The sequence below is a fragment of the Sphingomonas sp. genome (assembly GCF_042096255.1).
Taxonomy (GTDB): domain Bacteria; phylum Pseudomonadota; class Alphaproteobacteria; order Sphingomonadales; family Sphingomonadaceae; genus Sphingomonas.
The window spans coordinates 11802-35001 of sequence record NZ_JBELLZ010000029.1 but is presented as its reverse complement, the minus strand read 5'-3'; the positions used below and the strand labels follow the sequence as shown (position 1 = coordinate 35001).

The 23200-nt window shown below is 69.6% G+C and carries 20 protein-coding genes and 1 pseudogene; 7 read left to right on the top strand and 14 right to left on the bottom strand.

Going from position 1 to position 23200, the window contains the following annotated elements:
- The 5 genes and pseudogenes from ACFDTH_RS07700 to ACFDTH_RS07680 form a co-directional block, all read left to right on the top strand.
- Positions 1-187 (top strand): annotated as a pseudogene (locus ACFDTH_RS07700) (type III PLP-dependent enzyme); the annotation flags it as partial.
- A 107-nt stretch (positions 188-294) separates the two neighbouring features.
- Positions 295-1377: a deoxyhypusine synthase gene (locus tag ACFDTH_RS07695; protein ID WP_375286945.1), complete on the top strand. Its 1083-nt coding sequence runs from the start codon at positions 295-297 to the stop codon at positions 1375-1377.
- Positions 1374-1838 (top strand): GreA/GreB family elongation factor, encoded by a 465-nt coding sequence (locus tag ACFDTH_RS07690; protein ID WP_375286944.1) that lies wholly within the window; start codon positions 1374-1376, stop codon positions 1836-1838. The genes ACFDTH_RS07695 and ACFDTH_RS07690 overlap by 4 nt, the downstream gene beginning before the upstream one ends.
- A 175-nt stretch (positions 1839-2013) precedes the next feature.
- On the top strand, positions 2014-2979 hold the full coding sequence (locus tag ACFDTH_RS07685; RefSeq protein WP_375286943.1) for an alpha/beta hydrolase: 966 nt from the start codon (positions 2014-2016) through the stop codon (positions 2977-2979).
- Positions 2976-3875 (top strand): alpha/beta hydrolase, encoded by a 900-nt coding sequence (locus ACFDTH_RS07680; RefSeq protein ID WP_375286942.1) that lies wholly within the window; start codon positions 2976-2978, stop codon positions 3873-3875. Before ACFDTH_RS07685 ends, ACFDTH_RS07680 begins: the two co-directional genes overlap by 4 nt.
- Position 3876: 1 nt before the next feature.
- On the opposite strand, the gene ACFDTH_RS07675 is transcribed toward ACFDTH_RS07680, so the two are convergent.
- The 12 genes from ACFDTH_RS07675 to ACFDTH_RS07620 all read right to left on the bottom strand — a co-directional run bounded on the left by ACFDTH_RS07675 (position 3877) and on the right by ACFDTH_RS07620 (position 19404).
- A complete protein-coding gene (locus ACFDTH_RS07675; RefSeq protein ID WP_375286941.1) occupies positions 3877-5766 on the bottom strand; it encodes an XrtA/PEP-CTERM system amidotransferase in 1890 nt (629 codons plus the stop codon).
- Positions 5766-7286 carry an exosortase A gene (gene xrtA / locus ACFDTH_RS07670; protein ID WP_375286940.1) on the bottom strand — a complete coding sequence of 507 codons (1521 nt, stop codon included), beginning with the start codon at positions 7284-7286 and terminating at the stop codon, positions 5766-5768. Before xrtA ends, ACFDTH_RS07675 begins: the two co-directional genes overlap by 1 nt.
- On the bottom strand, positions 7283-8446 hold the full coding sequence (locus tag ACFDTH_RS07665) for a TIGR03087 family PEP-CTERM/XrtA system glycosyltransferase (RefSeq protein WP_375286949.1): 1164 nt from the start codon (positions 8444-8446) through the stop codon (positions 7283-7285). Before ACFDTH_RS07665 ends, xrtA begins: the two co-directional genes overlap by 4 nt.
- Positions 8446-9408, bottom strand: coding sequence for a FemAB family XrtA/PEP-CTERM system-associated protein (locus ACFDTH_RS07660; RefSeq protein WP_375286948.1), 963 nt, complete (start codon positions 9406-9408; stop codon positions 8446-8448). Before ACFDTH_RS07660 ends, ACFDTH_RS07665 begins: the two co-directional genes overlap by 1 nt.
- A 71-nt stretch (positions 9409-9479) precedes the next feature.
- Entirely contained in the window at positions 9480-10325 is an 846-nt protein-coding gene (locus ACFDTH_RS07655; protein WP_375286939.1) for an XrtA system polysaccharide deacetylase, read from the bottom strand.
- Positions 10326-10368: 43 nt separating this feature from the next.
- Positions 10369-11610 carry an AAA family ATPase gene (locus tag ACFDTH_RS07650; RefSeq protein ID WP_375286938.1) on the bottom strand — a complete coding sequence of 414 codons (1242 nt, stop codon included), beginning with the start codon at positions 11608-11610 and terminating at the stop codon, positions 10369-10371.
- A gap of 10 nt (positions 11611-11620) precedes the next feature.
- Positions 11621-13234, bottom strand: coding sequence for a hypothetical protein (locus ACFDTH_RS07645; RefSeq protein WP_375286937.1), 1614 nt, complete (start codon positions 13232-13234; stop codon positions 11621-11623).
- Positions 13234-14367: a P-loop NTPase gene (locus ACFDTH_RS07640; protein WP_375286936.1), complete on the bottom strand. Its 1134-nt coding sequence runs from the start codon at positions 14365-14367 to the stop codon at positions 13234-13236. The genes ACFDTH_RS07645 and ACFDTH_RS07640 overlap by 1 nt, the downstream gene beginning before the upstream one ends.
- The gene (locus ACFDTH_RS07635) at positions 14364-15878 is read right to left on the bottom strand and encodes an XrtA system polysaccharide chain length determinant (RefSeq protein WP_375286935.1); all 1515 of its coding nucleotides are present in this window, start codon (positions 15876-15878) and stop codon (positions 14364-14366) included. The genes ACFDTH_RS07640 and ACFDTH_RS07635 overlap by 4 nt, the downstream gene beginning before the upstream one ends.
- Positions 15878-16510: an XrtA/PEP-CTERM system exopolysaccharide export protein gene (locus ACFDTH_RS07630; RefSeq protein ID WP_375286934.1), complete on the bottom strand. Its 633-nt coding sequence runs from the start codon at positions 16508-16510 to the stop codon at positions 15878-15880. The genes ACFDTH_RS07635 and ACFDTH_RS07630 overlap by 1 nt, the downstream gene beginning before the upstream one ends.
- Before the next feature lie 111 nt (positions 16511-16621).
- Entirely contained in the window at positions 16622-17848 is a 1227-nt protein-coding gene (locus tag ACFDTH_RS07625; RefSeq protein ID WP_375286933.1) for a pyridoxal-dependent decarboxylase, exosortase A system-associated, read from the bottom strand.
- Complete coding sequence (locus ACFDTH_RS07620; protein ID WP_375286946.1) at positions 17845-19404, bottom strand: acyl-CoA ligase (AMP-forming), exosortase A system-associated; 1560 nt, start codon at positions 19402-19404, stop codon at positions 17845-17847. Before ACFDTH_RS07620 ends, ACFDTH_RS07625 begins: the two co-directional genes overlap by 4 nt.
- A gap of 78 nt (positions 19405-19482) precedes the next feature.
- Between ACFDTH_RS07620 and ACFDTH_RS07615 the strand changes: the two genes are divergently transcribed.
- Entirely contained in the window at positions 19483-19755 is a 273-nt protein-coding gene (locus tag ACFDTH_RS07615) for an acyl carrier protein (protein ID WP_375286932.1), read from the top strand.
- A 23-nt stretch (positions 19756-19778) separates the two neighbouring features.
- Positions 19779-20093 carry a DUF6496 domain-containing protein gene (locus ACFDTH_RS07610; RefSeq protein WP_375286931.1) on the top strand — a complete coding sequence of 105 codons (315 nt, stop codon included), beginning with the start codon at positions 19779-19781 and terminating at the stop codon, positions 20091-20093.
- Positions 20094-20096: 3 nt separating this feature from the next.
- Here ACFDTH_RS07610 and ACFDTH_RS07605 read toward each other — a convergent pair whose 3' ends face one another.
- Together ACFDTH_RS07605 and ACFDTH_RS07600 are read right to left on the bottom strand one after the other, a co-directional pair.
- Positions 20097-22097, bottom strand: coding sequence for a glycosyl hydrolase family 65 protein (locus tag ACFDTH_RS07605; RefSeq protein WP_375286930.1), 2001 nt, complete (start codon positions 22095-22097; stop codon positions 20097-20099).
- A complete protein-coding gene (locus ACFDTH_RS07600) occupies positions 22075-23163 on the bottom strand; it encodes an arabinan endo-1,5-alpha-L-arabinosidase (RefSeq protein WP_375286929.1) in 1089 nt (362 codons plus the stop codon). Before ACFDTH_RS07600 ends, ACFDTH_RS07605 begins: the two co-directional genes overlap by 23 nt.
- Positions 23164-23200 lie beyond the last annotated feature (37 nt).

The following is a 23200-nucleotide window of genomic DNA, read 5'->3' as shown; positions in this document are numbered from 1 at the left end:
GCTGCCCGCGGACGTGGTGACGGGCGATTATTTCGAGATCGGCATGCTGGGCGCCTATGGCTCGGCGATGCGCACCGCATTCAACGGGTTCGGATCGGACGAGACGGTGATCGTCGCGGATGAGCCGATGGACTCGATGTACCTGCGCGAGGAACGCCGCGCCGCGTCGAACGTCGTCAAGCTGTAAGAACGGTAGCATAGCGAGATCGGGTGGCGGCGACCTGCGGGTCGTCGCCCCCTTACGGGTTTCCGCGTCCCCTCAACGACGACGGGCATCTCTCACGGGAGCATCCCATGACCGACACCCTGACCAAGACCGCCGCGGCCAACCCGCCGATCAACGACACCCGCAAGCAAGAACTGCTGTCGAGGCAGGTCAAGCACATCGACATCAAGAGCTTCGACGCGCGCCCGATCGTCGATGCGATGAGCGACATGAGCTTCACCAGCCGCGATCTCGGCCGCGCGACGAAGATCTACAACGACATGCTGGCCGACAAGGACTGCACCATCTTCCTGGTGATCGCCGGATCGACCAGCGCCGGCGGCTGCATGGACCTGTATGCCGAGCTGGTGCGCAACAACATGGTGGATGGCATCGTCGCCACCGGCGCGACCATCGTCGACATGGATTTCTTCGAGGGGCTGGGCCACAAGCATTATCAGGCGCTGGAGATCCCCGACGACGACACGCTGCGCTCGCTCTATATCGATCGCATCTACGACACCTATATCGACGAGGAAGCGCTCCAGCACGTCGACCACACGATCTTCGAGATCGCCGAGTCGCTGCCGGCGGGCCCCTATTCGTCGCGCGCGTTCATCCGCGAGATGGGCAAGTATCTGGTCGAGCATGGCAAGAAGGAGAACAGCCTCGTCAAGCTCGCCTATGAGCATGACGTGCCGATCTTCTGCCCGGCGTTCGTGGACTCGTCGGCAGGATTCGGTCTGGTCAAGCACCAGGTCGATGCCGCCAAGGACGGCCGCCCGTATGTGATGATCGACGCCGTGGCGGACTTCCGCGAGCTCACCCAGATCAAGATCGAGGCGGGCGTCACCGGCCTGCTGATGATCGGCGGCGGCGTGCCCAAGAACTTCATCCAGGACACCGTGGTCTGCGCCGAGATCCTCGGCCATGACGATGTCGAGGTGCACAAATACGCCGTGCAGATCACCGTCGCCGACGTGCGCGACGGTGCCTGCTCCTCCTCCACCCTTCAGGAGGCGGCGTCTTGGGGCAAGGTGAACACCGGCATCGAGCAGATGGTGTTTGCCGAAGCGGGCAGCGTGATGCCGCTGCTGGCGTCTGACGCTTATCACCGCGGCTACTGGAAGGACCGTGCGGTGCGCGGTTGGGCGAAGCTCTTCACCAAGTGAGCGTCGCGTTCCGCCGCGAAAGCGACGACGAGCACAAGGAACCCGTCTTCGAGCTGCCGATCCCGCCCGGTCCCAATCTGGTGACCGAGCGCGGGCTCGCGCAGATCGAGGCTAAGGTATCCGAACTCGATGCCGCGATCGCGGCGGAAGCGGACGAGGAGCGCGGCAAGGCGCTGCGACGTGAGCTGCGCTACTGGCAGACGCGCCGCGCCACCGCCGCGGTCGTTTCCGCGGCTGATGTAGACGAGGTGGCGTTCGGCACCCGCGTGATGATCCGCATGGCCGGCCTCGTGCGCACCCTCGCCATCGTCGGCATGGACGAGGCGGTTCCGGCCGAGGGCTTGATCGGCTTCCAGGCCCCCCTCGCCCGCGCGCTGATCGGCGCGGTGGCGGGCGAGCGGATCGCGTTCGGCGGCAAGACCGACGCGATCGAGGTGCTGGGGATTTCCCTCTATCTCTGAGGCGCTTCGGACCGATCTTCACCGCCTCCGTTCACCCTGAGCGAAGTCGAAGGGCACGCATTGCGCTCTCAAGGTGGTTCGACTTCGCTCAGCACGAACGGCTTTGACTAGTCGGATGTATGCTAGCGTTCGCCGCGCGCCCGCCTATCCTGCCGGCACAACAGGAGATGCACGCATGCTCGATCGGCGGACGATGATGGGTGGGGCGATCGGCCTCGCGACACTGGCGGCAGCGCGCCCGGCGATGGCGCAGGATGCGGTGACACCCTGGCCGCCCGCCGAGCACTTCAAGCTATGGCCCGGCCGCCCGCCGGGGTCGCCACGCGTGCTGCCGGTGCCGAACTATGCGATGAGCGGCACGCCGCCGCGGCGCGAGCTCCAACTGCGCGGCGTTCCCGAGCCGGTGGTCGGCGTATTCCGCCCCGCCAATCCGGACGGGCGCGCGCTGCTGGCGATCCCCGGCGGCGGCTATCGCTTCATCTCGGTGGAAAACGAAGGGATCAACGTCGCGCGGACGTTCAATCCGCTGGGCGTCACCGTGTTCGTGCTCGCCTATCGCCTGCCCGGCGAGGGTTGGGCCGATCCGCAGGACGTGCCGCTCCAGGACGGCCAGCGGGCGATGCGGCTGATCCGGACGAATGCGGCCAAGTACGGCATCGACCCGGCGAAGCTGGGCTGCGTCGGCTTCTCGGCGGGCGGGTTGCTTGCGTCCAGCCTGGCGGTGGCATTCGACGATCCAGTCTATGCCAAGGTCGATGCGGCCGATGAGCAATCCGCGAGGCCGGCGTTTGCGGGGCTGATCTACCCGGTGACCTCCGGAGACCGCATGCGCATCGGCAAGCTGCCCTCCGCCCGGTTCGATGCCGCCAAGCGCGTGTCCAAGCCCGCACCGCCATGGAACGCAGGAACGCCGCCGATCTTCATCGTCCATGCGGTCGATGATCCCGCGGTGCCGTTCGACTCCCCTGCGGCGATAATGGATGCGTGCCGCGAGGTCGGCGTGCCGGTGGAGGCGCACTTCCTCCAGGAGGGCGGCCACGGTTTCGGCCCGCGCTATCTTTCGCCCGAACTGTCCGGATCGCACTGGCCCGAATGGTTCGAGCTGTGGATGAAGCGCGTGTTGGCGAAGCCCGCGGCGTGACTTTGGACCGGCGCGGGCTGCTCGCGCTGCCCGCCGCGGTTGCATTGCCCGGCGTGGCCGCGGCGCAGGGACCGCCGCCGCCGCTGCCGCCGGTTCAGACGGTGCGACTGTGGCCGGGAGAGCCGCCGGGCGGCCCGCCGGCGGCAGCGCGGCGGGGCACGGCGATGCCGTCAATCGGCATCCATCGGCCGGCCCGGCCGGACGGGCGCGGCGTGCTGGTCGTACCCGGCGGCGGCTACAGCTTCGTCGCGGTGCAGAACGAAGGCGCGGAGGTCGCGCAGCGGCTGGCGCGGCACGGCATCACCGCCTTCGTGCTCGACTATCGCCTGCCGGTCGACGGCTGGCGCGACCGCGCCGACGTGCCGCTTCAGGATGCGCAGCGCGCGATGCGACTGATCCGCGCGAATGCCGTGCGCCTCGGGATCGACGCGAAGCGGCTGTCGGTGCTCGGCTTCTCGGCGGGTGGGCACCTCGCGGGCGCACTGACCACCTTGCACGAGCTGCGCGTCTATGAGCCCGTCGACGCGGCCGATCGAGAGAGTGCGCGCCCGGCCACCGCGGCGCTCGGCTATGCGGTGTCGAACCTGTCGCCGGGCCGCAGCCGGGGCGGCAGCCGGGAAAGCCTGCTCGGGCCCGATCCTGACCTGTGGTTGGTGGACCGATATGCGATCGACCGCCGCCTGTCGGGCGCGCCGCCGCTGTTCCTGTTCGCGGCGGAGGACGACCGGATGGTACCGGTGGCGAACACGCTCGACCTCGCCGCCGCCGCGCGCGCCTTCCGCGTGTCGGTGGAGATGCACCTCTTCAACCGCGGCGGGCACGGCTTTGGCGTGCGGCTGCCGGAGACGGCGACCGCCTCGCTGTGGCCGGACCTCTACGTCCGCTGGCTGGTGTAGCTCAGCCGAACAGGCGCGTGAGGCTGCGCTCCAGCATCACGAACTGCCACAAGGTGCGGCCATGCTCCTCACGTCCGGCGCGATGCGCCTCGGCGAGGCGGGCAAGCGTGGCGAGATCGAACCAGCCGGTCTCCGCCAGCGCGCGCGACTTGGCCAGCGCCGCGGCCTCGCCCGCCAGCGGCCCGCGGAACCAGGCGGAGACCGGCGTGACGAAACCCATCTTGGGCCGGTACAGCACCTCCCTGGGCAGGAAGCGCTCCACCGCCTTCTTCATCAGCCACTTGCCCTGCCCACCGCGCAGGCGGAGCGAGGGAGGCAGCGTGGCGGCGAACTCGACCAGGCGATGATCGAGTAGCGGCTCGCGCGCTTCCAGCCCCACCGCCATGCTGGTGCGATCGGCCTTGGTGAGGATGTCGCCAGGCAGCCAGAGCGTCAGGTCGGCATATTGCGCGCGGTCGAGCGGGTCGCGCGCGGGCGCCTCGCGCATCGCCCTGACCCAGCGGTCCTCGGCGCGGTGGCCGGCGATGGCGCGGCGTCCGACTTCCGAGAACAGCGCGTGGCGGAGGGCGGGGGTGGTGACGCCGACCGAGCGGGCATAGGCCTCCGCCCCATCGTCGGCGAGTGCCAGCAAGGTGGTCTTGGCGCGCAGCGGCCGCGGCGCCCAGTCCGCCTTGGGATAATGGCGGCCGAGCGTGCCGAACACCGACGCGCGGAACGCGGGCGGGAATAGGCCGCGCACCCGCTCCTCCGCCGCCTGGAAGCGCTGGCGGCGATAGCCCGCGAACGCCTCGTCCGCGCCATCACCCGAGAGCGCGACGGTGACGTGGCGGCGCGCGAGCCGCGAGACCTGATAGGTGGCGAGCGCGGAGGCGTCGGCAAAGGGCTCGTCGAACGCCGCGACCAACGTGTCGATCAGCGCGAAATCGCCCGCGCCGACCACCTCCACATGATGATCGGTGGCGAAGCGCTGCGCGACGGTGGCGGCATAGGACCGCTCGTCATGCCCCGCCTCGTCGAAGCCGATCGTGCAGGTCGTCACCGGGGCGCGCGACGCTTCCGCCATCAGCGCGACCACCGCCGAACTGTCCACCCCGCCCGAGAGGAACGCGCCGAGCGGCACGTCCGCCACCATGCGCGAGCGGACCGCCGCGCGCAGCCGGTCGAGCAGTTCCTCCTCCAGCGCCGCACGGCTGCCGCGCGCGCGATCGGCGAAGCTCGGCTGCCACCAGCGCACCGGCGCGGGTACCGGCCGGCCGCGCTCGATCAGCAGGTAGCTTCCCGCCGGGAGCTTGCGAACGCCTGCGACGATGCAGGCGTCATCGGGAACGTAGCCGAACGCCAGATAATCCTCGACGGCGGTTGGATCTACCTGCCGGCGGAGCAGCGGATGCGCGAGCAGACCCTTCAGCTCGCTGGCGAAGGCGAGCGCGCCGTCGCTGAGCTCGACATAATGGAGCGGCTTCACCCCCAGCCGGTCGCGCGCCAGGAACAGCCGCCCGCCCGCGTCGTGGATGGCGAAAGCGAACATGCCGTTGAGCCGCTCCAGCATCGCCGGCCCCCAGGCACGCCAGCCGGCGATCAGCACCTCGGTATCGCCCTCAGTGCGGAAGACGTGACCACGCGTGGCGAGGTCTGCGCGCAATTCCTGGAAGTTGTAGATCTCGCCGTTGAACACGACGGTGATCGCGCCGTCCGCACTCGCCATCGGCTGCGGCGAGCCTGCGACGTCGATGATCGACAGCCGGCGGTGGCCGAGGCCCACGCCGGGCGCGGTCCAGACGCCCGATCCGTCAGGCCCGCGATGCGCCAGCGCGTCCGCCATCGCGCGGACGCGGGCGGGATCGACGGGCTTGGGGAGGCCGGGGTGGAACAGCCCGGCGATGCCGCACATCAGTAAGTGGTCAGGCGCCGCGGCCCGCCCGCCGCCGCGACGAAGCGGGCAATGGCGGCGCGCGCGTCGGTGCCGGGACGGACGACCGCGGAGGCGTGCAGCGCGACCGCGGTGGGATCGCCGCCGCCCAGGTGCGCCGCCAGCGTCGCCATCTTCACTCGCCTCCCGTCCGCCGTCACCGTGTCGCCGACGCGATACCATGTCGCGACCACGCGCTCCACCGTGCTGCCGTCGCGGCCTTGCGCGACGATCCGCATCACCCGCCCGCCCGCGATCGGCGCCTCGTCGGCGACCCGGATCCAGCGATCGCCCTCGCGCAGCACGCCGGTGCCGAAGGCGATCAGCTCCGCTCCCTCGCGCTGCCGCGCGAACGCGGCGACCGACACGTCCACCGCCTCGCCTCCATGCGCATAGCGACCGAGCAGGAAATGGTCGGCGGCGGGATAGTGCGGCGCCCAGGGCGCATTGGTGTCCAGCCCGGTGCGCGCCCAGCCGGGCACCGCCGGCAGGTCGAGGTGCGCGGGTAAGGCGGTCGGGCGCGAGGCCACCACCTTGCTCCACGCCGGAAAGGCCAGCGCGATGGCGAGCGTCAGCGCCGCTGCGGGCAGCAGCGCCAGCGCGCGCGCCGGCACCTGGATGCGGAGGGGATCGAAGGCTGGTTCGTCCGGCGCGCGATCGAACCAGCGCCAGCCTGCCGCCATCACCAACGCCATCACCAGCCCGAAGAACACCCAGCCATAGACGATATGGTCGAAGCCGGTGGCGCGCTCCACCGAGGTAAGATTGGCGGCATAGATGGTCCCGAACGCGCGCAGGCCATTGGCCAGCACCGGAACGACCAGACAGACGCCCATGAACACCGCGCGTCGCCGCCACGAGCGGAAGCACAGGTTAGCCACCAAAGCGCCATAAGCGATCATCGCCAGCACGAACTTCGCGCCCGAACACGCCTCCGCCACCTCGAACCAGTAGCGGCCGGCATGGATCAGCACGCCGTCGACGCTCGCCGGGATGCCGACGGCATGGAGCATCGGCATCACCATCGCGACGGTCAGGTCCTGGAGCGGCGGCTCCAGCCCGTCGCCGAACGGCACGGCGAAGTAGAGGTAGCCAAGCGGGAACAGCAATCCGCGCGCCACCGACGGCCCGAGCAACGTCACCACCGCGCCGTCCAGCATCGTCACCAGCCCGACATGCCGGGCGAGCGCGACCGACGCCGCCTCGCCGACCAGCCAGGCGAACCCGCCCGCTGCGACGATCGCCAGCCCCGGCGCCCAGCCCTGCGGGGTGAGCCGCGCAAGCTCGGCCCGACGCTGCCAGACCAGCCAGGCGACCACCGGCACGATGAACAGGCAGTGGCCGAAGGTGGTGCTGGTCCACCAGATATGGACGAGGTCGCCCAGGTCGCGGTGGAACAGCAGCAGCAGCGCGGCGGCGACCAGCGCCAGCGCGCTGAAATGGGTGCGCCACAACGCGGCGCGGGGTGCGGCGAAGGCCTCGTGCGGCATGGCAACGGTCATGCGGCTTTCCCCATGGCAGCGCGGGGCGATACCAGCGCCTCCAGCCCTGCCAGCCGCGCGTCCCAGCCGTAGCGCGCGATCACCTGCGCACGCGCGGCGGCACCCAGGCTCGCGGCACGCTCCGGGTCGGCAAGCAGCGCGCTCACCGCCTCGGCAGGCGTGTCGCTGACCACGATCGCGCCCGCATGGTCTATGCCCGCCGCCGCGGCAGGCGAAGCGACCACCGCGCGTGCCATCGCCATTGCCTCCAGCACCTTGTTCTGCACGCCCCGCGCCAGCGCGAGCGGCGCGACGACGACGCTGGCGGCGGCGAGCCACGGGCGCGTATCGGGCACCTCACCGGTGACGATCACCTGCGGCCCGGCGAGCGCGCGCACCGCCGGCGCGGGGGCGCGGCCGACGATGGCGAAGCGTGCCTGCGGGTTGCAGGCGACGATCGCGGGCAAGGCGGTGCGCGCGAACGCCACCACCGCGTCGATGTTGGGGCGATAATCCATCTGGCCGGTGAAGACGATCATCGGCCCGGTGGTGGCGACGGGCGCCACCGCGGCGGGATCGTAGCGCTCGGTGTCGATGCCGTTCTCCAGCGCCTGCGCGCCCGGCAGCAGCGCCGCCTCCGCCGCGCTGACGAACAGGCTGGCGTCCACACGCGTGGCGACCTGGCGTTCATAGGCGGCGAGCAGCCGCGCCTCGCGTCGCATCAGCCAGCGCATCGGCCCGCGCGCGTCCCGCGCGTAGGCGGCGAACTTGGCCGAATCGAGATCCACGAAGTCCATCACCGTTCGCATGCGCGTGGCGGGCAGATATTGCGCCATCTGCCCGGAGAAGGCGTAGATCGCCTTGATCGGCCGGCGCGCGAGCAGATCCGCCACCCAGGCGTGCAGGCGCGCGTCATCAAAGGCGGAAAGCGAGAACGGTCGCCGGGTCAGCAACGCATCCGCCAGCGCGTGCGCCCGCGAGCGGGTGCGCGGCACGATCAGCACCTCGCCCAGCATTGCTCGCAGGTCGGGCGGCGCGATCTCGTCGCGCGGATCGTCCGCGAAGGCGGCGAGGTGCACGGTCGCATGGCGGGCGAGATGGCGCAGGATATGGTGGCTGCGGATCTTGTCGCCCCGGTCGGGCGGGAATGGCGCGCGATGGGCGAGGAACAGCAGCTCCATCAGCCGAGCCCGCGGCTGATCCACGGCCCCACCATGTTGGCGACCGGCAGCGGCAGGCGCTGCCAAGTACGGACCATCAGCGCGTACTTGGGATTGAGCGGATTGACGTTCCGCGCGCCTCCTTCGCTCCACTTGGCATAGGCAAGCGGGCGCCCCTCGAAGCCCCAGTTCTTCTTGAACGCGGCGGGGCCAGTGCCCGCCTTGGAGCGCCCGAAATCGAAACGGGTGCAGCCGCGCGCACGGGCATGCGCCATCAGTGCGAAGTACATCCTGTCGTTGGCGCGCAAGCCACGCGCTGCCTCGCTGCCGCCGCCCCAGAAGGGATAGACGGTGCCGTTGAGGTACAGGCTCAGCACGCTGGCGACGGGCTTGCCGGCGTGACGGACGGTGAGGATGTCGGCGTCCATCATCTCCAGCACGGCGCGGAACAGTGCGCGCGGGAAGACGGGTGTGCCGAGATTGCGGACCGATTCGGCGTAGATGCGGTAATGCTCGTCGGCGAGATCGCGGCTGCCGGTGACCACCTCCAAGGCGTTCGCCAGCGCCTTGCGCACCTCGGCGCGCTGCTTGCGCGGAATGGCGGCGAGTTCCGCCTCGTCGGAGGCGGCGAGATCGCGGGCGAAGCCGAGATAGGTGGTGTCGTCCGCCGCCCAGCCCGGCGGCAGCGCGCCGCCACGAAGCTCAACGGTGCCGCAACCCCGCGCATGCGCAAGATCGAGCAGCGCGGGGGTGAAGTCCCCCTCCCCCAGCACGCCGCCATCGACCGCGAAGCCGGCGGAGACCAGCGCGTTGCCGAACAAGGGCGAGCGAACCTCGGTGAGCGGCAGCACCCCCACGATCGCGCAATCGCGCGTGGCGATCAGCGTTCGGTCCCGCTGACCGCAGCCGCGCGCGACCGCCTGCGTCCAGGCGGGAAGATGGAAGGGAGTGGCGTCCGGATGCGCGCGGACGAACGCTTCCATGCCGGGCGCATCGGCAGCCGTGGCGGGCCGGACCGCCCCGGCCTCGACCAGCGGAATGGGCGAGAACGCATTCACAGCCGCGCCGCCTCGCGCGCGACCACCGCATCGACGCGGCCCCAGCGGTGACGGCGGATCAGGCCGTCGAGCTTGCCCGCCATCGCGCCGAGCCGCGCATAGTGCCGGACGCGCGACTTGAGCGGCGCGCCCTTCACGCGCGGCTGGGCGGGATCGACTTCCCAGGGGTGGAAGTAGAACACCGCCGGACGATCGGCCGAGGCGACCTGACGCACCGCGAAATCGGTGAGCGCGGCGGGAAACAGGCGGAAGAAGCCGCCGCCCGTCGCCATCCGCCGGCCGCCCAGTTCAGCGACGGTGACGGGCAGCTCGATCAGATCGGCATCGGCAAGCGGGCGCCAGGCATAGCGCGGGCTGTCCGGCCAGCCGTAATGATCGTGTGCGAGCGGCGCGACGCTGCTGCTGTAGCGATAGCCCGCCTCCGCCAGCACCGGGAACGCCCAGGGCGTGCGCGCGTCGATCGAAAAGCTGGGCGCGCGATAGCCGGTGACCGCGACGCCTGCGGCATCCTCCAGCGCGTGGCGCGCGCGGGCAAGGTCGGCGCGGAATTCGTCCGCGGTCATGGTGAAGACGCGCTGATGGTCCCAGCCGTGGCTGGCGACCTCATGCCCTTCGGCGACGATGCGGCGGATCAGCGCGGGGTGCCGCTCCGCCACCCAGCCCAAAGTGAAGAAGGTGGCGTGGACCCCCGCGCCGGCGAACAGGTCCAGCACCCGGCCGGTGTTGGCGGCGACGCGGCTGGCGTAGGATGGCCAGTCCGCCTTGGCGATCGTCCGCTCGAACGCGCCGACCTGGAAATATTCCTCTACGTCGACCGACAGGCCGTGGAGCAGATCCGCCATGCGGCACGCCTTAGCGGTGGAGGACGAAGGAGGGGTTAAGAGGTCAAGCCGCCGAGCGGACCGTGTCTCGCGCGTCGCCTTCCACCCAGTCGACCAGCAGCGTCAGCACGCGGCGGAGCGCCGCGTCCTGCTCGGCGATGCGGTTCTCCAGTTCGGCGATGCGGCGTTCCGACGCGGCGTCATCGCGCGCCTCCAGTGCGGCGATCCGGCTGTCCAGCGTCGGATCGGGGCGCGGAACGGCGGCAAGCTGCGCTTCGAGGTCGTCCACGCGACGGGTGAGATCGGCTTCGCTGGACGAGACCTCCTCGATCCACTCTCCCAGCCCATTGGCGATCCGGGCGGGGGCGAGCGGCTCCGGCGCGGGCGCGATCGCCTCCGCGACGGGCTCGGACTCGGGCTCGGGCTCGGGCTCGGCGGGCTCGATCACCGGAGCAGTCTCCGAGGGTGCCACCGGCGGCGGCGGCGGTGCGGCGATGTCGCGCTCGGCGTCTTCGGTCACCGCCTCCACCATCGCCGCGTCGATCAGGTCCGCATCCGCCAGCGCCGCCTGGAGCAGCACGCGGCCCATCAGCTGGTTCAAACGCCGCGGCACACCGCCGCTGACGCGGTGGATTACCGGAAAGGCGTCGTCGGTGAAATCGGGCTTGCCCTGCCACCCGGCCACCTGAAGGCGGTGCGCGATATAGGCGGCGACCTCGTCCTCGCCCATCGGATCGAGGTGGTGCACCGCGATCACCCGCTGACGGAGCTGCTCCAGCCGGTCCGAGCCGCTCAATCGATCGCGGAACTCGGGCTGGCCCAGCAGCAGGATCTGCAGCATGGCATGCCCGCCCGCCTGGAAGTTCGAGAGCATGCGCAGCTCTTCCAGCGCGGAGACGGGCAAAGCCTGCGCCTCGTCCACGATCAGCAAGATGCGCTTGCCGGTCCGCGCGACGCCGTGCAGCCCGCGCTCGATCTGCTTGAGGAGCTCCGCCTTGGAGAGGCCCTCCCCCTCGACGCTTAGGCCGTGCGCGACGGTGCGCAGCAGGTCGTCCGCCTCGACTGCGGTGGAGACGATCTTGATCACCGCGATCCGCGCGGGATCGATGCGGCCGATCAGATGGCCGACCAGCGTCGTCTTGCCCGCGCCGATGTCGCCGGTGATGACGATGAAGCCCTCGCCCTGCTGGAGGCCATAGCCCAGGTACGACATCGCCTTGCGGTGCGTGGCGGTGTCGAACCAGAAGCGCGGGTCCGGCGTGAGGGCGAAGGGGCGATCGGTCAGGCCGAAGTGCTGCTCGTACATGGCAGGGTCCTCAGAAGCTGTAGCGGGCGCCCAGCAGCGCCTGCGCCGATACCTGGCTGTCGAAGCCTTCCTGGTCGTAGGCATAGACGCCCAGGGAGGCGATTGTACCGAGTCGGCCGAAGTTTAGGCTGTAGCTGCCGGCCGCGCCGAGGCCGAGGACGCCATCGTCCACCAGCCCGCTGTCGTAATAATTGGCGAACAGATTGAGATCGAGCGCCGAGCGGCGGGTCAGCGCGCGCGACCAGAAGCCCTGCGCATAATAGCTCTCGTCCTCCGCCCCGAACACGTTGATCCCCGGCGCGGTGCGCGGCGCATACAGCTTGCGGTTCGAATAGCCGACGCCGATGCCATAGCTCGATCGGCCGCGTGCGGTGGACAGCACCGCATCGATGCCGCGGGCGCGATAGCTGGACGAGTTGACCGACTGGAACGCGTCGTTGAGGCAGGCGCCCGCACCCGAACCGCCCTCGCCCGGCCGGCTGCCGAATACGCAGCCGCTGAACTGCTGGCCGAACGGATCGGGCTGGGTGGAGAATTGAGTCGGCATCTGGCGGAGGCCGTCGCGCAGCTGCCGCCCGAAGGTCTCGATCCCATCATACACCACCACGCGCAGCCCGGTGTCCTGCGACATCTGGTAGCTGAGCAGCCCGGTGTAGGTCTCGCCGCCATAGCGCCAGCCGGCATTGGCCTGGAGCTCCAGCCGCGGGCTGGGCCGCCAGATCACGCCGGCGTCGTAGATCAGGCCATCGGTGCGATAGGCGATCCGCACCGGCGAGGCGGGATCGGTGACGAAGCGGCCGTTCGAGTCGGTCACGGCATTGCCGTCCGCATCGGTGAGCGCGTCGCGCTGCTTCGACTCGATCCGCTCGTAGCCGACCCCGCCGCGCAGCGCGACGGTGCGGCTGACCGGCAGCACGACATCACCGCGGCCGTACCAGCCCTCATAGGACTGATCGAGCTGGCTGGCATCCTCTCGGTCATAGGCGCCGCTCAGCGTCACGCCGAAGGGCAGCACCGTGCCCGCGGCGATGCCGGCGCTGCCGGTGACGATGTGGCTGGAGGATTCGTCGAAATAGTCGCGCCGCGGCGTGCCGGGGGCGAGGCCGACCGCGTCGGGCACCTCCACCTTGGTATAGGCGGCCTGATAGGCGGCGGCTAGCTGGACTGGGCCGGTGCTGGTCGACAGGCTGGGCCCGCCGTACACCGAGTAGACCTGGGTGATGTTGTCGACATTGCCCGCGAGCACGCCGGGCGCGGGGCCGCGGATGTCGACGCGGGTGCGCGTCGCCAGCGCGCCGGCGTCGAGCGACAGCGACGGGGTGAAGCGATAGGTGCCGCGCGCGAGGCCGGAGTGGACGTCGGTGTCGGCGATGTCGTCGTCCCAGTCGAACCGCCGCTCGTAACGGTAGCTGACCTGCGCATCGGCGCGCGGACCGCTGACGCCTGCGTCGATTCCGGCGGCGATCTGGCTGTAGGTCACCACATCGTCGTTGGTGAGATCGGCGGTGACGATCTGCGACGCTTCGATATAGGGCTGGACGTAGCGGCTCTTGGCAACCGCGCCAGTGGCGGCGAGCGCCGTCGCCAGCGCCGTCCCGCGCCCCAGCAGGTGGGCGGCACGCATCACGATTTCTCCTGACCGTAATAGCTGCCGAAGCGTCCGCCGCCTGGCTGATACGAGACCGCGTTGAGCACGAGGCTGATGCTGTCGCAGCCGTCGAGCAGCCCGACCGCCTGGCGCACGTCCGCCTCCGTGGTGCGATCGGCGCGGACGACCAGCATCACCTGTCCGACCAGCAGCGCCAGCACCGAGGCGGGCGAGGCCGCCAGCACGGGCGGCGTATCGAAGACGATGATCCGCTTCGGATTGGCGGCAAGCAATCGGTCGATCACCTCGCCGGTGCGCGCGCTGGCGAGCAGCTCGGTATCGGCATTGGTGCGCGCGCCGGCGGGCATCAGCACCAGCTGCGGCACGTCCGTGCGCACCACGCAGCTCTCGGGATCGATCGCGTGGTCGGCGAGCACGTCGAGGAAGCCGAAGCCCTCCTGTAGGCCGAGGGTCTTCATGACATCGGGTTTGGCGAAATCCGAATCGATCAGCAGGATCTCGACGTCACGCTCCGCAGCAAGGCTGATCGCCAGGTTGACCGCGCAGAACGTCTTGCCGTCACCCGGCTTGCCCGAACCCACCAGAAACGTGCGCGCACGCTGGCCGAGCGGCGTTTCCGCCACCTCGCGCGCGGTGAGCAGCAGCTGGCGCTTGACCAGCCGGAACTCCTCGGCCAGCGCGCCGACCGGCGCGCCGGGAACGAGCATGCCCTTCTGTGCCAGCATGGCGCGATCGATCAGCGCGATGCCGGGCGGCGGCGTCCATTCGGGCAGGTTGGCGAGGTCTAGCGGTTCCTCGTCGAGCGTTTCGGCGTCTTCAGGCTCGCTCCGCAAGAAGAGCAGCGCATCCGCGTCGACAGCCTCGGCAATCCCCTCTTCGTCCGTGTCGAGCCCTTCGACTGCCTGCCTGCGGCAGTCGCTCAGGACAGGCTGGCGCTGCGCGCCAGTCGAGACACGCTGCACTTCCGCCTGTGATTCACGCTTCTCAACTTCGCTTGAAGCGAACGGGTCCGGGTGCGGCGGAGTGGCAGGAGCGGGCTTGCCGACCTCCCGATCGGGCCCGAGCAGCCCGTCGAAGCCGTACATCTCCGCCGCGCGTTCGAGCAGCGACAGCTCGCGCGCGGGCTTGGGGGTGCGCTCGATCTTCATGCCGCCATCCCCCGCTGGAGCATCTCGACGCCGAGCAGCGCGACATAGGCCGCGGCCAGCCCGGCGGCGCCGCCGAGCAGCCACTTGAACCGACGCGCGCGCGCTTCCGCCTCGACGCGGGTCAACATCTCGCCGATCGAGCCGATCACCGGGATGCCCGCGGTACGCTCCAGCCTTTGCTGGGTCGCGAACGTGCCCTGCACCTGGGCGAGGCCGAAGGCGCCGCCGATGCCGCCAAGCAGCCCGGCGATCAGCACACCAGTCAGCAGCAGCGGCCGGTTCGGTGCCGAAGGAACGCGCGGCGTGGTGGGCGGATCGATGACGGAGAACTTCACCGCATCGGTCTGGGTCTGCGCCTGGCCGCGCAGCGCCACCTGCTCGCGCTGGGCGAGCAATTGATCATACTGATCCTTGAGCACCTGATAGTCGCGGTCGATCTGGCCCTGCTCCGCCGCGACGGTGGGATCACCCGCAATCTTGGCGTTGAGCGCGTCGAGATCGCCCTGAAGCTGCTGCTTGCGCATCCGCAGCGAGGCGACCGCCGCCTGCTTGTCCGCCTGCATCGACTGGAGCGACAGGTAGAGCGGGTTGGGCGTGCCGCCGCCGCCTGCCCCCACCGGCTCGCCACGCGCGGCGGCGGTGGCCTGCGCCAGCTGGTTCTTCAGCGCGACGACGTCAGGATGGTTCTCGGTATAGCCGCGGCCGCGCGCATCGGCGAGCTGGCCCTGGATTGCCGCCAGACGCGCCCGTGCGGGGCCAACGCCAGGGGCCATGCCAGCCGAAGCGACGGTCTGCGGGGTGCCCGCCATCTGGCCGCTCAGCGCCGACAGGCTGGAACTGGCGGCGGCGAGGTCGCCATCCACCTGCGCCATCTGGGTGCGCGCCGCCGAGATGCGGTCCGCGATCGAGCCGGTGCCCGGCAGCGAGCCGAGGTAGCGGTTCTGGAAGTCGGCGCGCTTGGCCTCCGCCTCCTGCAACTGCTTCTGCCGCTGCTGGAGCTGCTGGTCCAGGAACGCCAGCGACTGCGAATTCTGGCTGCGATCGTCCGCCAGGTTCTGCTCGACGAAGATGTCGATCAGCTTCTGGGTGATCGTCCGGGCCAGCTTGGGCGAGGACGCGGTGGTGGTGATCTCGAACAGGTTGTTCTGCTGCGCCATCACCTTGATCTGGCCCTGCAGCCCGGCGACCTTGTCGGCAACGTCGCGATCGCTGGAGACGCTGCGGGCAAGGTCGGTGCCCCGCACCACCTTCTCCAGGTTCACCGCGCTGGTCAGCGTCTGGCGGATGGTGTCCACGCTGTCCTGCGGGCTCTGCTGCTGCGGGCCGTTGCCGATCGGCAGCACGTTATTCATCTGCACGAACACACGCGCGCGGCTCTCATAGCGCGCCGGAATCTGCGACACGAAGAACCAGCCCAAAAGGCAGACGCCCCAGGCGATCCCCAGCGCGATCCAGCGCCGTTTCCAGATCGCGTGGAGCGCGATCCGGCCCTCTTCGACGAGGCCGTTCACTAGAACATGCTCTCCGGAATGATGATGACGTCACCCGGCTCCAGCCGCACGTTGGCGCGCGTGTCGCCGTTCTTCAGCAGGCTGTTGATCTTGACGTCATATTCGCGCTGCTTGCCGGTCGCGCGGTCGTAGCGGACCAGCCGCGCGCGGTTGCCTGCGGCATATTCGGACAGGCCGCCCACCGCGATCATCGCATCCAGCAAGGTCATGTTGGCGCGATACGGCAGGCTCGCCGGCTTCTCGGTGGCGCCGACGATGCGGATCTGCTGACTGAACGTGCCGGAGAAATTCTCCACGATCACCGAGACGATCGGGTCCTTGATATACTCACCCAGCGCCAGCTTCATGTCGGCGGCCAGCATCGACGGCGTCTTGCCCACCGCGGGCATGTCGCTGATCAGCGGGGTGGTGATGCGGCCGTCGGGGCGGACCTGCACCTTGGCGCCAAGTTCCGGGTTGCGCCAGACGAAGATGTTGAGCGTATCGAGCGGGCCGATGACATATTCCTCGCCCGGCGCTTCGCGCGCCGCGACAAACGCGGCGGGGGGAAGCTCCGGCCGGCTAGACGTCATGCATCCCGACAACAGGGCTGCGCCCAGCGCGACCACCGCGATCGACTTGTCGACACCCATTCAAACCTCCCTCGCGCTTACAGGGGGCCGCATGCGAACAGGCATGCGGTTGCGCTCAGGATCGGCTATGCTGGGGAGAGGTGAAGATAGCGTTAGGGCTGGGCGGCAAGGTTAAGAGCCGACGGCGAGCACCTCGGCTGGCGCGGGATGGCCCAGGAAAGCGGCGGGGCTGGCGGTGGCGCCATAGGCGCCGGCCAGGAAGATGGCGATGACGTCGCCCACCTCGGCGCGCGGCAGCGCCACGCGATCGGCGAGCCGGTCGAGCGGGGTGCACAGGCAGCCGACCACCGACACCGCCTCCTCCGGCGCGGCACCCATGCGATGCGCCACCGCGACCGGATAGTTGCGGCGCACCACCGTGCCGAAGTTGCCGCTGGCGGCAAGCTGGTGGTGGAGGCCGCCATCGACCACCAGGAAGGTCTCGCCGCGGCTCTCCTTCCGGTCGACCACGCGGGTGAGATAGACGCCCGCCTCCGCGACCAGCCAGCGGCCAAGCTCGATGGCGAAGCGCGTCCCCGCGACCGTCAGGTCGCAGGCGGCGAGCCCTTCCGAGAGCCTGCCGCCAATCGCATCCAGGTCGATCGGCGTGTCACCAGCAAAATAGGGTACACCAAAGCCGCCACCGAGATTCACCAGCGGTGGCATCCATCCGACCTCTTCCGACAAGCGCGCCGCCAGCGCCAGCGTCGCACCTTGCGTCTCGATGATCGCGGCGGTGTCGAGCGATTGCGAGCCGGCGAAGATGTGCCACCCGCGCCAGTCCGCGCCCGCCGCGATCACCTGCCGCGCGACCGCGGCCGCCTGCTCCGCGTCGATCCCGAACGGCGACGGGCGCCCCCCCATCTTCATGCCGCTGCCGCGCAGCTCCATGTCCGGATTGACCCGCACCGCCAGCCCTGGCGTCACGCCGAGCCGGTCGCCGATCTCCAGCGCGCGCGCCGCCTCGCCCGCGGATTCGAGGTTGATCGTGGCGCCGGCGGTGATCGCCGCTTCCAGTTCCGCGTCGCGCTTGCCCGGGCCGGCGAAGCTGATGACGTCGCCGCCCTTCACCGCCAGCGCCCTGACCAGCTCGCCGGCCGACGCGACGTCGAGGCCCTCGACCAGCGGTGCCATCGCTTCCAGCAGCGGCGGGTACGGGTTGGCCTTGATCGCGTAGTGAAGATCGACCTGCGGGAAGGCGGCACGGAACCGCGCGATCCGCGCCGCGACGATTGCGGCGTCATAGACGAACAGCGGGGAGCCGTGCGCGGCGAGCCAGTCGCTCGCGGCTTGACCCGCTATGATCAACTCGCCGTTCTGGTCGACGAACTCGGGCGGAAAAGGTCCAAACGGCTTCATCGAGCCTCCATGTGCCCCCGCGAAGGCGGGAGCCCAGACTGGGTCCCCGCCTTCGCGGGGACACTTGCCGCGCGCACGTCGGCGGCAATGGCGCTGCGATCCAGCTTTCCGTTGGCGTTGCGCGGCAGCGCCTCGCGCCAGTCGATCCGTGCAGGCTGCATGAACCCCGGCAACTCGCGCCGCAGCCGCTCGCGCAGCGTCGCCTCCCCCGCGGCATCACCCGCAACCACCAGCACGATCGCCTGCCCCAGCCGCTCGTCGGGCACACCCACCGCCACCGCCTCACGCACGTCGCCGCCGGCGGTGGCCGCCTCCTCCACCTCGGCGGGGCTGATGCGGTTGCCGGCCGATTTGATCATCTCGTCATCACGACCGACGAAACGCAGCAGCCCCTCGGCATCCGCCACCACCGTGTCGCCGGACCAGGCGGCGACGCCGCCCAATGTCGAAAAGGCCGGTGCCGGTCGGAAGCGCGCCGCGGTCCGCTCCGGGTCGCGCCAATAGCCTTGCGCCACCAGCGGGCCGGCATGGACCAGCTCGCCCGCCTCCCCAGCCTCGGCCGCGCTGCCGTCGGCCAGCACCACCATCACCTCGGCGAAGGGGATCGCCCGGCCGATCGAATCGGGATGCGTATCGACCAGCGTCGGCGGCAGATAGGTGGAGCGGAACGCCTCGGTCAGCCCGTACATCGGATAGAGGTCGGCATCCGGAAAGCGCGTGCGCAAGGCCCGCACCAACCGCGGCGTCAGCGCCCCGCCCGAGTTGGTCAGCCGCTTGAGTCGCGCCGCGGTGTCCGCCGGCCAGTCCGCCTCCAGCAGTTGCACCCACAAGGGCGGCACGCCGGCGAGCGTGGTGGCGCGATGGCGCTCCACCGCCTTCACCACGTCGCGCGGCACCATATAGTCGATCGGCGCGACGCTCGCCCCCGCCGCCCAGCTGGAGAAGAGCTGGTTCTGGCCATAGTCGAAGCTCAGCGGCAGCACGCCGAGCACACGATCGTCGGGCGAGAGGCTGAGATAATGCGCCACCGAGATCGCGCCGAGCCACAGGTTGGCGTGGCTGAGCATCACCCCCTTGGGCCGCCCGGTCGAGCCCGAGGTGTAGAGAATCGCCGCCAGCGCCTGCGGGTCCGCGGCGCTGGGCGGCAGCGCGTCTCCCGCACTGATCTCCTCCACCGCCGCCGCATCGGCAAGATCGCCCGCTTCCAGCGTCGCCAGTCGTGGCGCATGCGAGACCAGCAGCCGCGCGCCGCTGTCACCCAGGATATGCGCCACCTGCGCGCGCTTGAGCAAAGGATTGACCGGCACATGCACCAGCCCGGCCCGTGCCGCGGCGAGCGGCATCACGCAGGCGACCTGTATCTTGGGCAGCCAGGTGGCGACGCGGTCGCCCGGCGCGAACCCTTGCGCCGCGAGCCAGCCGGCGGTGCGCGCCACCGCCGCCTCCAGCCCTGCATAGCTCACCACCGCATCGCGCAGCAGCAGCGCGGGCGCCTCCGCAGCCCCGCGCGCGGGCAGGTGATCGATGGGTCGGGGAACAGGCTCAAGCGCGATCACGCCGCCGCCATAGCGCGGAACGATTGCGGATTTCACCCTCGCGTTCTACCGCACCTGCGAACAAAACGGGAGAGAGACGTGGGCGCAGAAGGCAGCAGCGAAGTCGAGGCCACCGTGCGCGCGGTGCTGCGCGATATCCTGGCGCTCGACGATACCCGCGTTGCCGCCTTCCGCGACTCAACGCCGCTGTTCGGCGCGCTGCCCGAGCTCGACTCGATGGCGGTGGCGAGCGTGCTGACCGAGCTGGAAGACCGGCTCGGCATCGTCATCGAGGACGACGAGGTCGATGGCGAGATGCTGGAGACCTTCGGCACGCTGCTGCGTTTCGCAGAGTCGAAGGCGCTCGTCTGAAGCGGGCGCGCGGAGGCGTGCCGGTGGCGAAGCAGACGAAGGCGCAAAAGGAAACGGTCGAGCGAGTCATGCACGAGTTCAAGCATGGCGATCTCGAAACCAGCGCCGGCGATACGGTGAAAAGCCGCCGTCAGGCGATCGCGATCGGCCTCAGCGAGGCGGGCGCCTCCAACCAGCAAAGCCCCGCCGAGAACGAGCGGCGTCTCGCCAAGACCAAGCGGCAGGAGCGCGGCGACGGACCGACCAAGGCCGAACTCTACGCGCAGGCGAAGAAGCAGAACATTCCCGGCCGCTCGAAGATGAGCAAGGCGGAGCTGGCACGCGCGGTGAAGGGCTGAGCGTCAGAACGCCTTGAACTCGACCAGCCGGATCGGCCGCGGATCACCGGCGCGCCGGGTCATCACCACGCGCAGCCTCGCGGCCGAACCCGGGCTCCAGCGCACGTGCGTGATCCCGTTCGGCACAGCCTTCGCCCTGCCAAGCGCCACCCAGCCGCCGCCGTCCCAGCGCTGCACCTGCACCGTCTCGGGCGCCGCGACGGCCTGATTGTCCGCAAAGGCAAGTTCCACACGGCCGAGCGGCAGTGCCCGCCCGAAGTTCACCGCATACCAGTGTTCGCGCGACGCGTCGGCCGATTGCCATCCATTGGGCGCCTCCGGGAAGAACCAGGTGCGGCCGTCGATTGCGTCGTGCAGCGCTTCTGCATCGGTGTTGCTCGACGCCTCTCCCCGCGGGAACTCGCCGCGAACAAGCTGGACGGCGCGGTTGATCGGGCGATCGATCGGCGCGGGCGTAGCGCGCGGCAAAGGCACGGTGATGCGGCCGAGCTTCGCGCGCGTCGCGACCTCCCGGCCATCGATCGAGACGCGCAGGCCGGCACCGCGCCGATAGTGGCTGCCGTCCGCATCCCAGGTCACCGACACTTCGTGGCCGTGATACGGGATCCGATCGGCCTTGAACCACCGGATCGTGTCCGTTCCCGTGGGCAGCAGCGGGTTCACCTCCAGCACGTCGTCCGCCCGGGGGCGCAGGCCGACCACCCCGGTCATCACCAGATCGATGAAGCCCGAGTGGAAATAGTGATGGCTGCGGGCGAGGCCGACGATCGGCCTGCCTGTTTCGGGATGGTAGTCCTCTTCCAGGTCCAGCCGATCGCCCTGATAATGCAGCCGGGCATATTGGCGCAGCAGCCGCAGGAAATCGGCGCGAGTCACCACCTGCTGGTCGTAGTGGTCGAGCAGGTTGATCATGCCGGCCAGCGTCTGCGTGGTCTGGAACGGCCAGATCGGGCCGTTCCACTGGCATTCGGGAACTGTGCCTTCGTAGCGATACTGGCGCATGTAATGCTCGTACGACGGCTCTACCGTGCGCATCCCCGCCGCGCCGGCGAGCCGATCGGGCGAGAGCAGATGACGCCACGCAACGGCGTATTTCGGATCGTCGTCGGGCAGATCGAACGTCCAGGGCACATAGCCGACCAGCTCGCGTCCGCGGATGAAATCCCAATAGCGGACGTGTTCGTTCGACACCTTGTAGCGATCGGTGAAATGCTGGAGCGCCGGGTTCCACAGGTCGCGCTGCACCCGCGCCTTGATCGCCGCCGCCTTGCCCGCATAGTCGCGCGCGGCCGCATCGTCGCCGGACAGTGCGGCCAGCTTCGACAGCGCGCGCGCATTGGCGAACATGTAGGCGTTGATAGACGGGCGGAACGCATTGCCGCCGGTAAAGCCGTCCTTCCCGCCCGAGGCATCGATCGACGCGATCGTATATTCGGTCGCGTCCAACAGCGGCTCGATCCAGTAGAGCCCCTTGACGATATCGAGCTTGTCGTTCCACTGGCCGTAGAGGTGGCGCATCACCGTCAGATGGCGCAGCGCCTCGGTTCGATCGCCATCGACCAGGTAGCGGCGCCACACCCAGTCGGCGAAACTGTCCGAAAAGTGGCGATCGTTGCCGCCGGTGAACATGTGTTCGATATAGTCGGCCGCGAAGCGCCGGTCGCGCAGCCAGCGCGCCTCGTTCAGGTGGAAGGCGGTGGCATCGTTCAGGCTGGCCCAGGGCTCCAGCTGCCAACCCACATCATCGAGAAATTCGGTGCTGATGAAGCCCCGCTCGCCCAGATCACGCTGGTGGGCGCGGACGATCTGCCAGCGATAATAATAGACCGCCTCGAGCGTCGAGTCGGACGACTCGAACAACGGGATACGATCGCGATACCATTCCGCATCATTGCCGAACCGGGTCGCGATCGCATCGGTCGGCGCCGGAATGCTTGCCGCCGCCATGGGAGCGGCGGCGAACAGCGCCAGCGCCGAAAGGCTAGCGCGCAACAGGCCAGCCATCGGCGTCCCATTCGAGGCGCTGGATCTGGAGCGTCGGGAACCCGTTCCGTTGGCGATCATAGGCGTGATAGACGAGGTAGTCGGTCCCTTCACGGCGGATCACGGAGACGTGGCCACGACCGACGAACTGGCTGCCGTCATCCTGCCCGTTGGTGAGCACCACCGTTCCGCCGCCGTCAAGCATCGCCTTGCCCTCGCGGTCGACATAGGGCCCCAGCGGCGCCGAGGATCGCCCAACCACCGTATAATAGGTGCTGTCCACACCCTGGCAGCAGGATTCGAACGAGGCGAACAGATAGTAATAGCCGTTCCGACGGATCACATAGGGCGCCTCGATCGCGCCAGGGAACGGGCGTGAGGCCAGCGCGCGCGGCGCCGGATCGCGTGCGAGCCGCTTGCCGGTCGCGGGATCAAGCTCGATCACCTTGATGCCGGTCCAGAAGCTGCCGAACGCCATCCACATGCGCTTGCCGCCGTTGGTGAAGACCATGGGGTCGATGGCATTGTAGTCGTCGCTGGTGGACGACTGCACCACTGCGCCCTGGTCCTGCCATTTCGCCGCCGGAGCCGCTGGATCGATCACGTCCGCGGTAGCGAGGCCGATCGCCGAGTTGTTCTTCCCGAATGCCGAGATCGAGTAATAGAGCCGGTACTGGTTGCCGACCTTGATGATGTCCGGCGCCCACATCCCGCCCGTGTCCGGCACCGCCGCCTTCGCCCAGGCGGGAATGGCGGTGTAGCTTCCGCCGCGCAGGGTCCAGTCGGTCAGGTTGGTGGAGGTGCGCAGCGCCAGCAGCCCCTCGGCGTCGCCATTGTTGCCGGTGGTGAACAGGTAATAGGTGCCATTGTCGAACAGGATGGCGGGATCGTGCGCCGGCGCGATGTTGCCGGTCAGCGTCAGCGCGCCGGAAGGCGTCGGCGTCGGCGAGGGGCTCGGAGATGGTGACGGCGACGGGGTCGGCGTGGGTGCCGGCGTTGGGGTGAAGGATGCGGGCGGATCGGCATCGTCCGAACCGCAGCTGGCGGTGGCGAGCGCCAGGGGCGCGAGCAGCATGAAGCGCTTCACGGCAGAACTCCTTTGGCTGGAGACAAAAGGGGCGGAC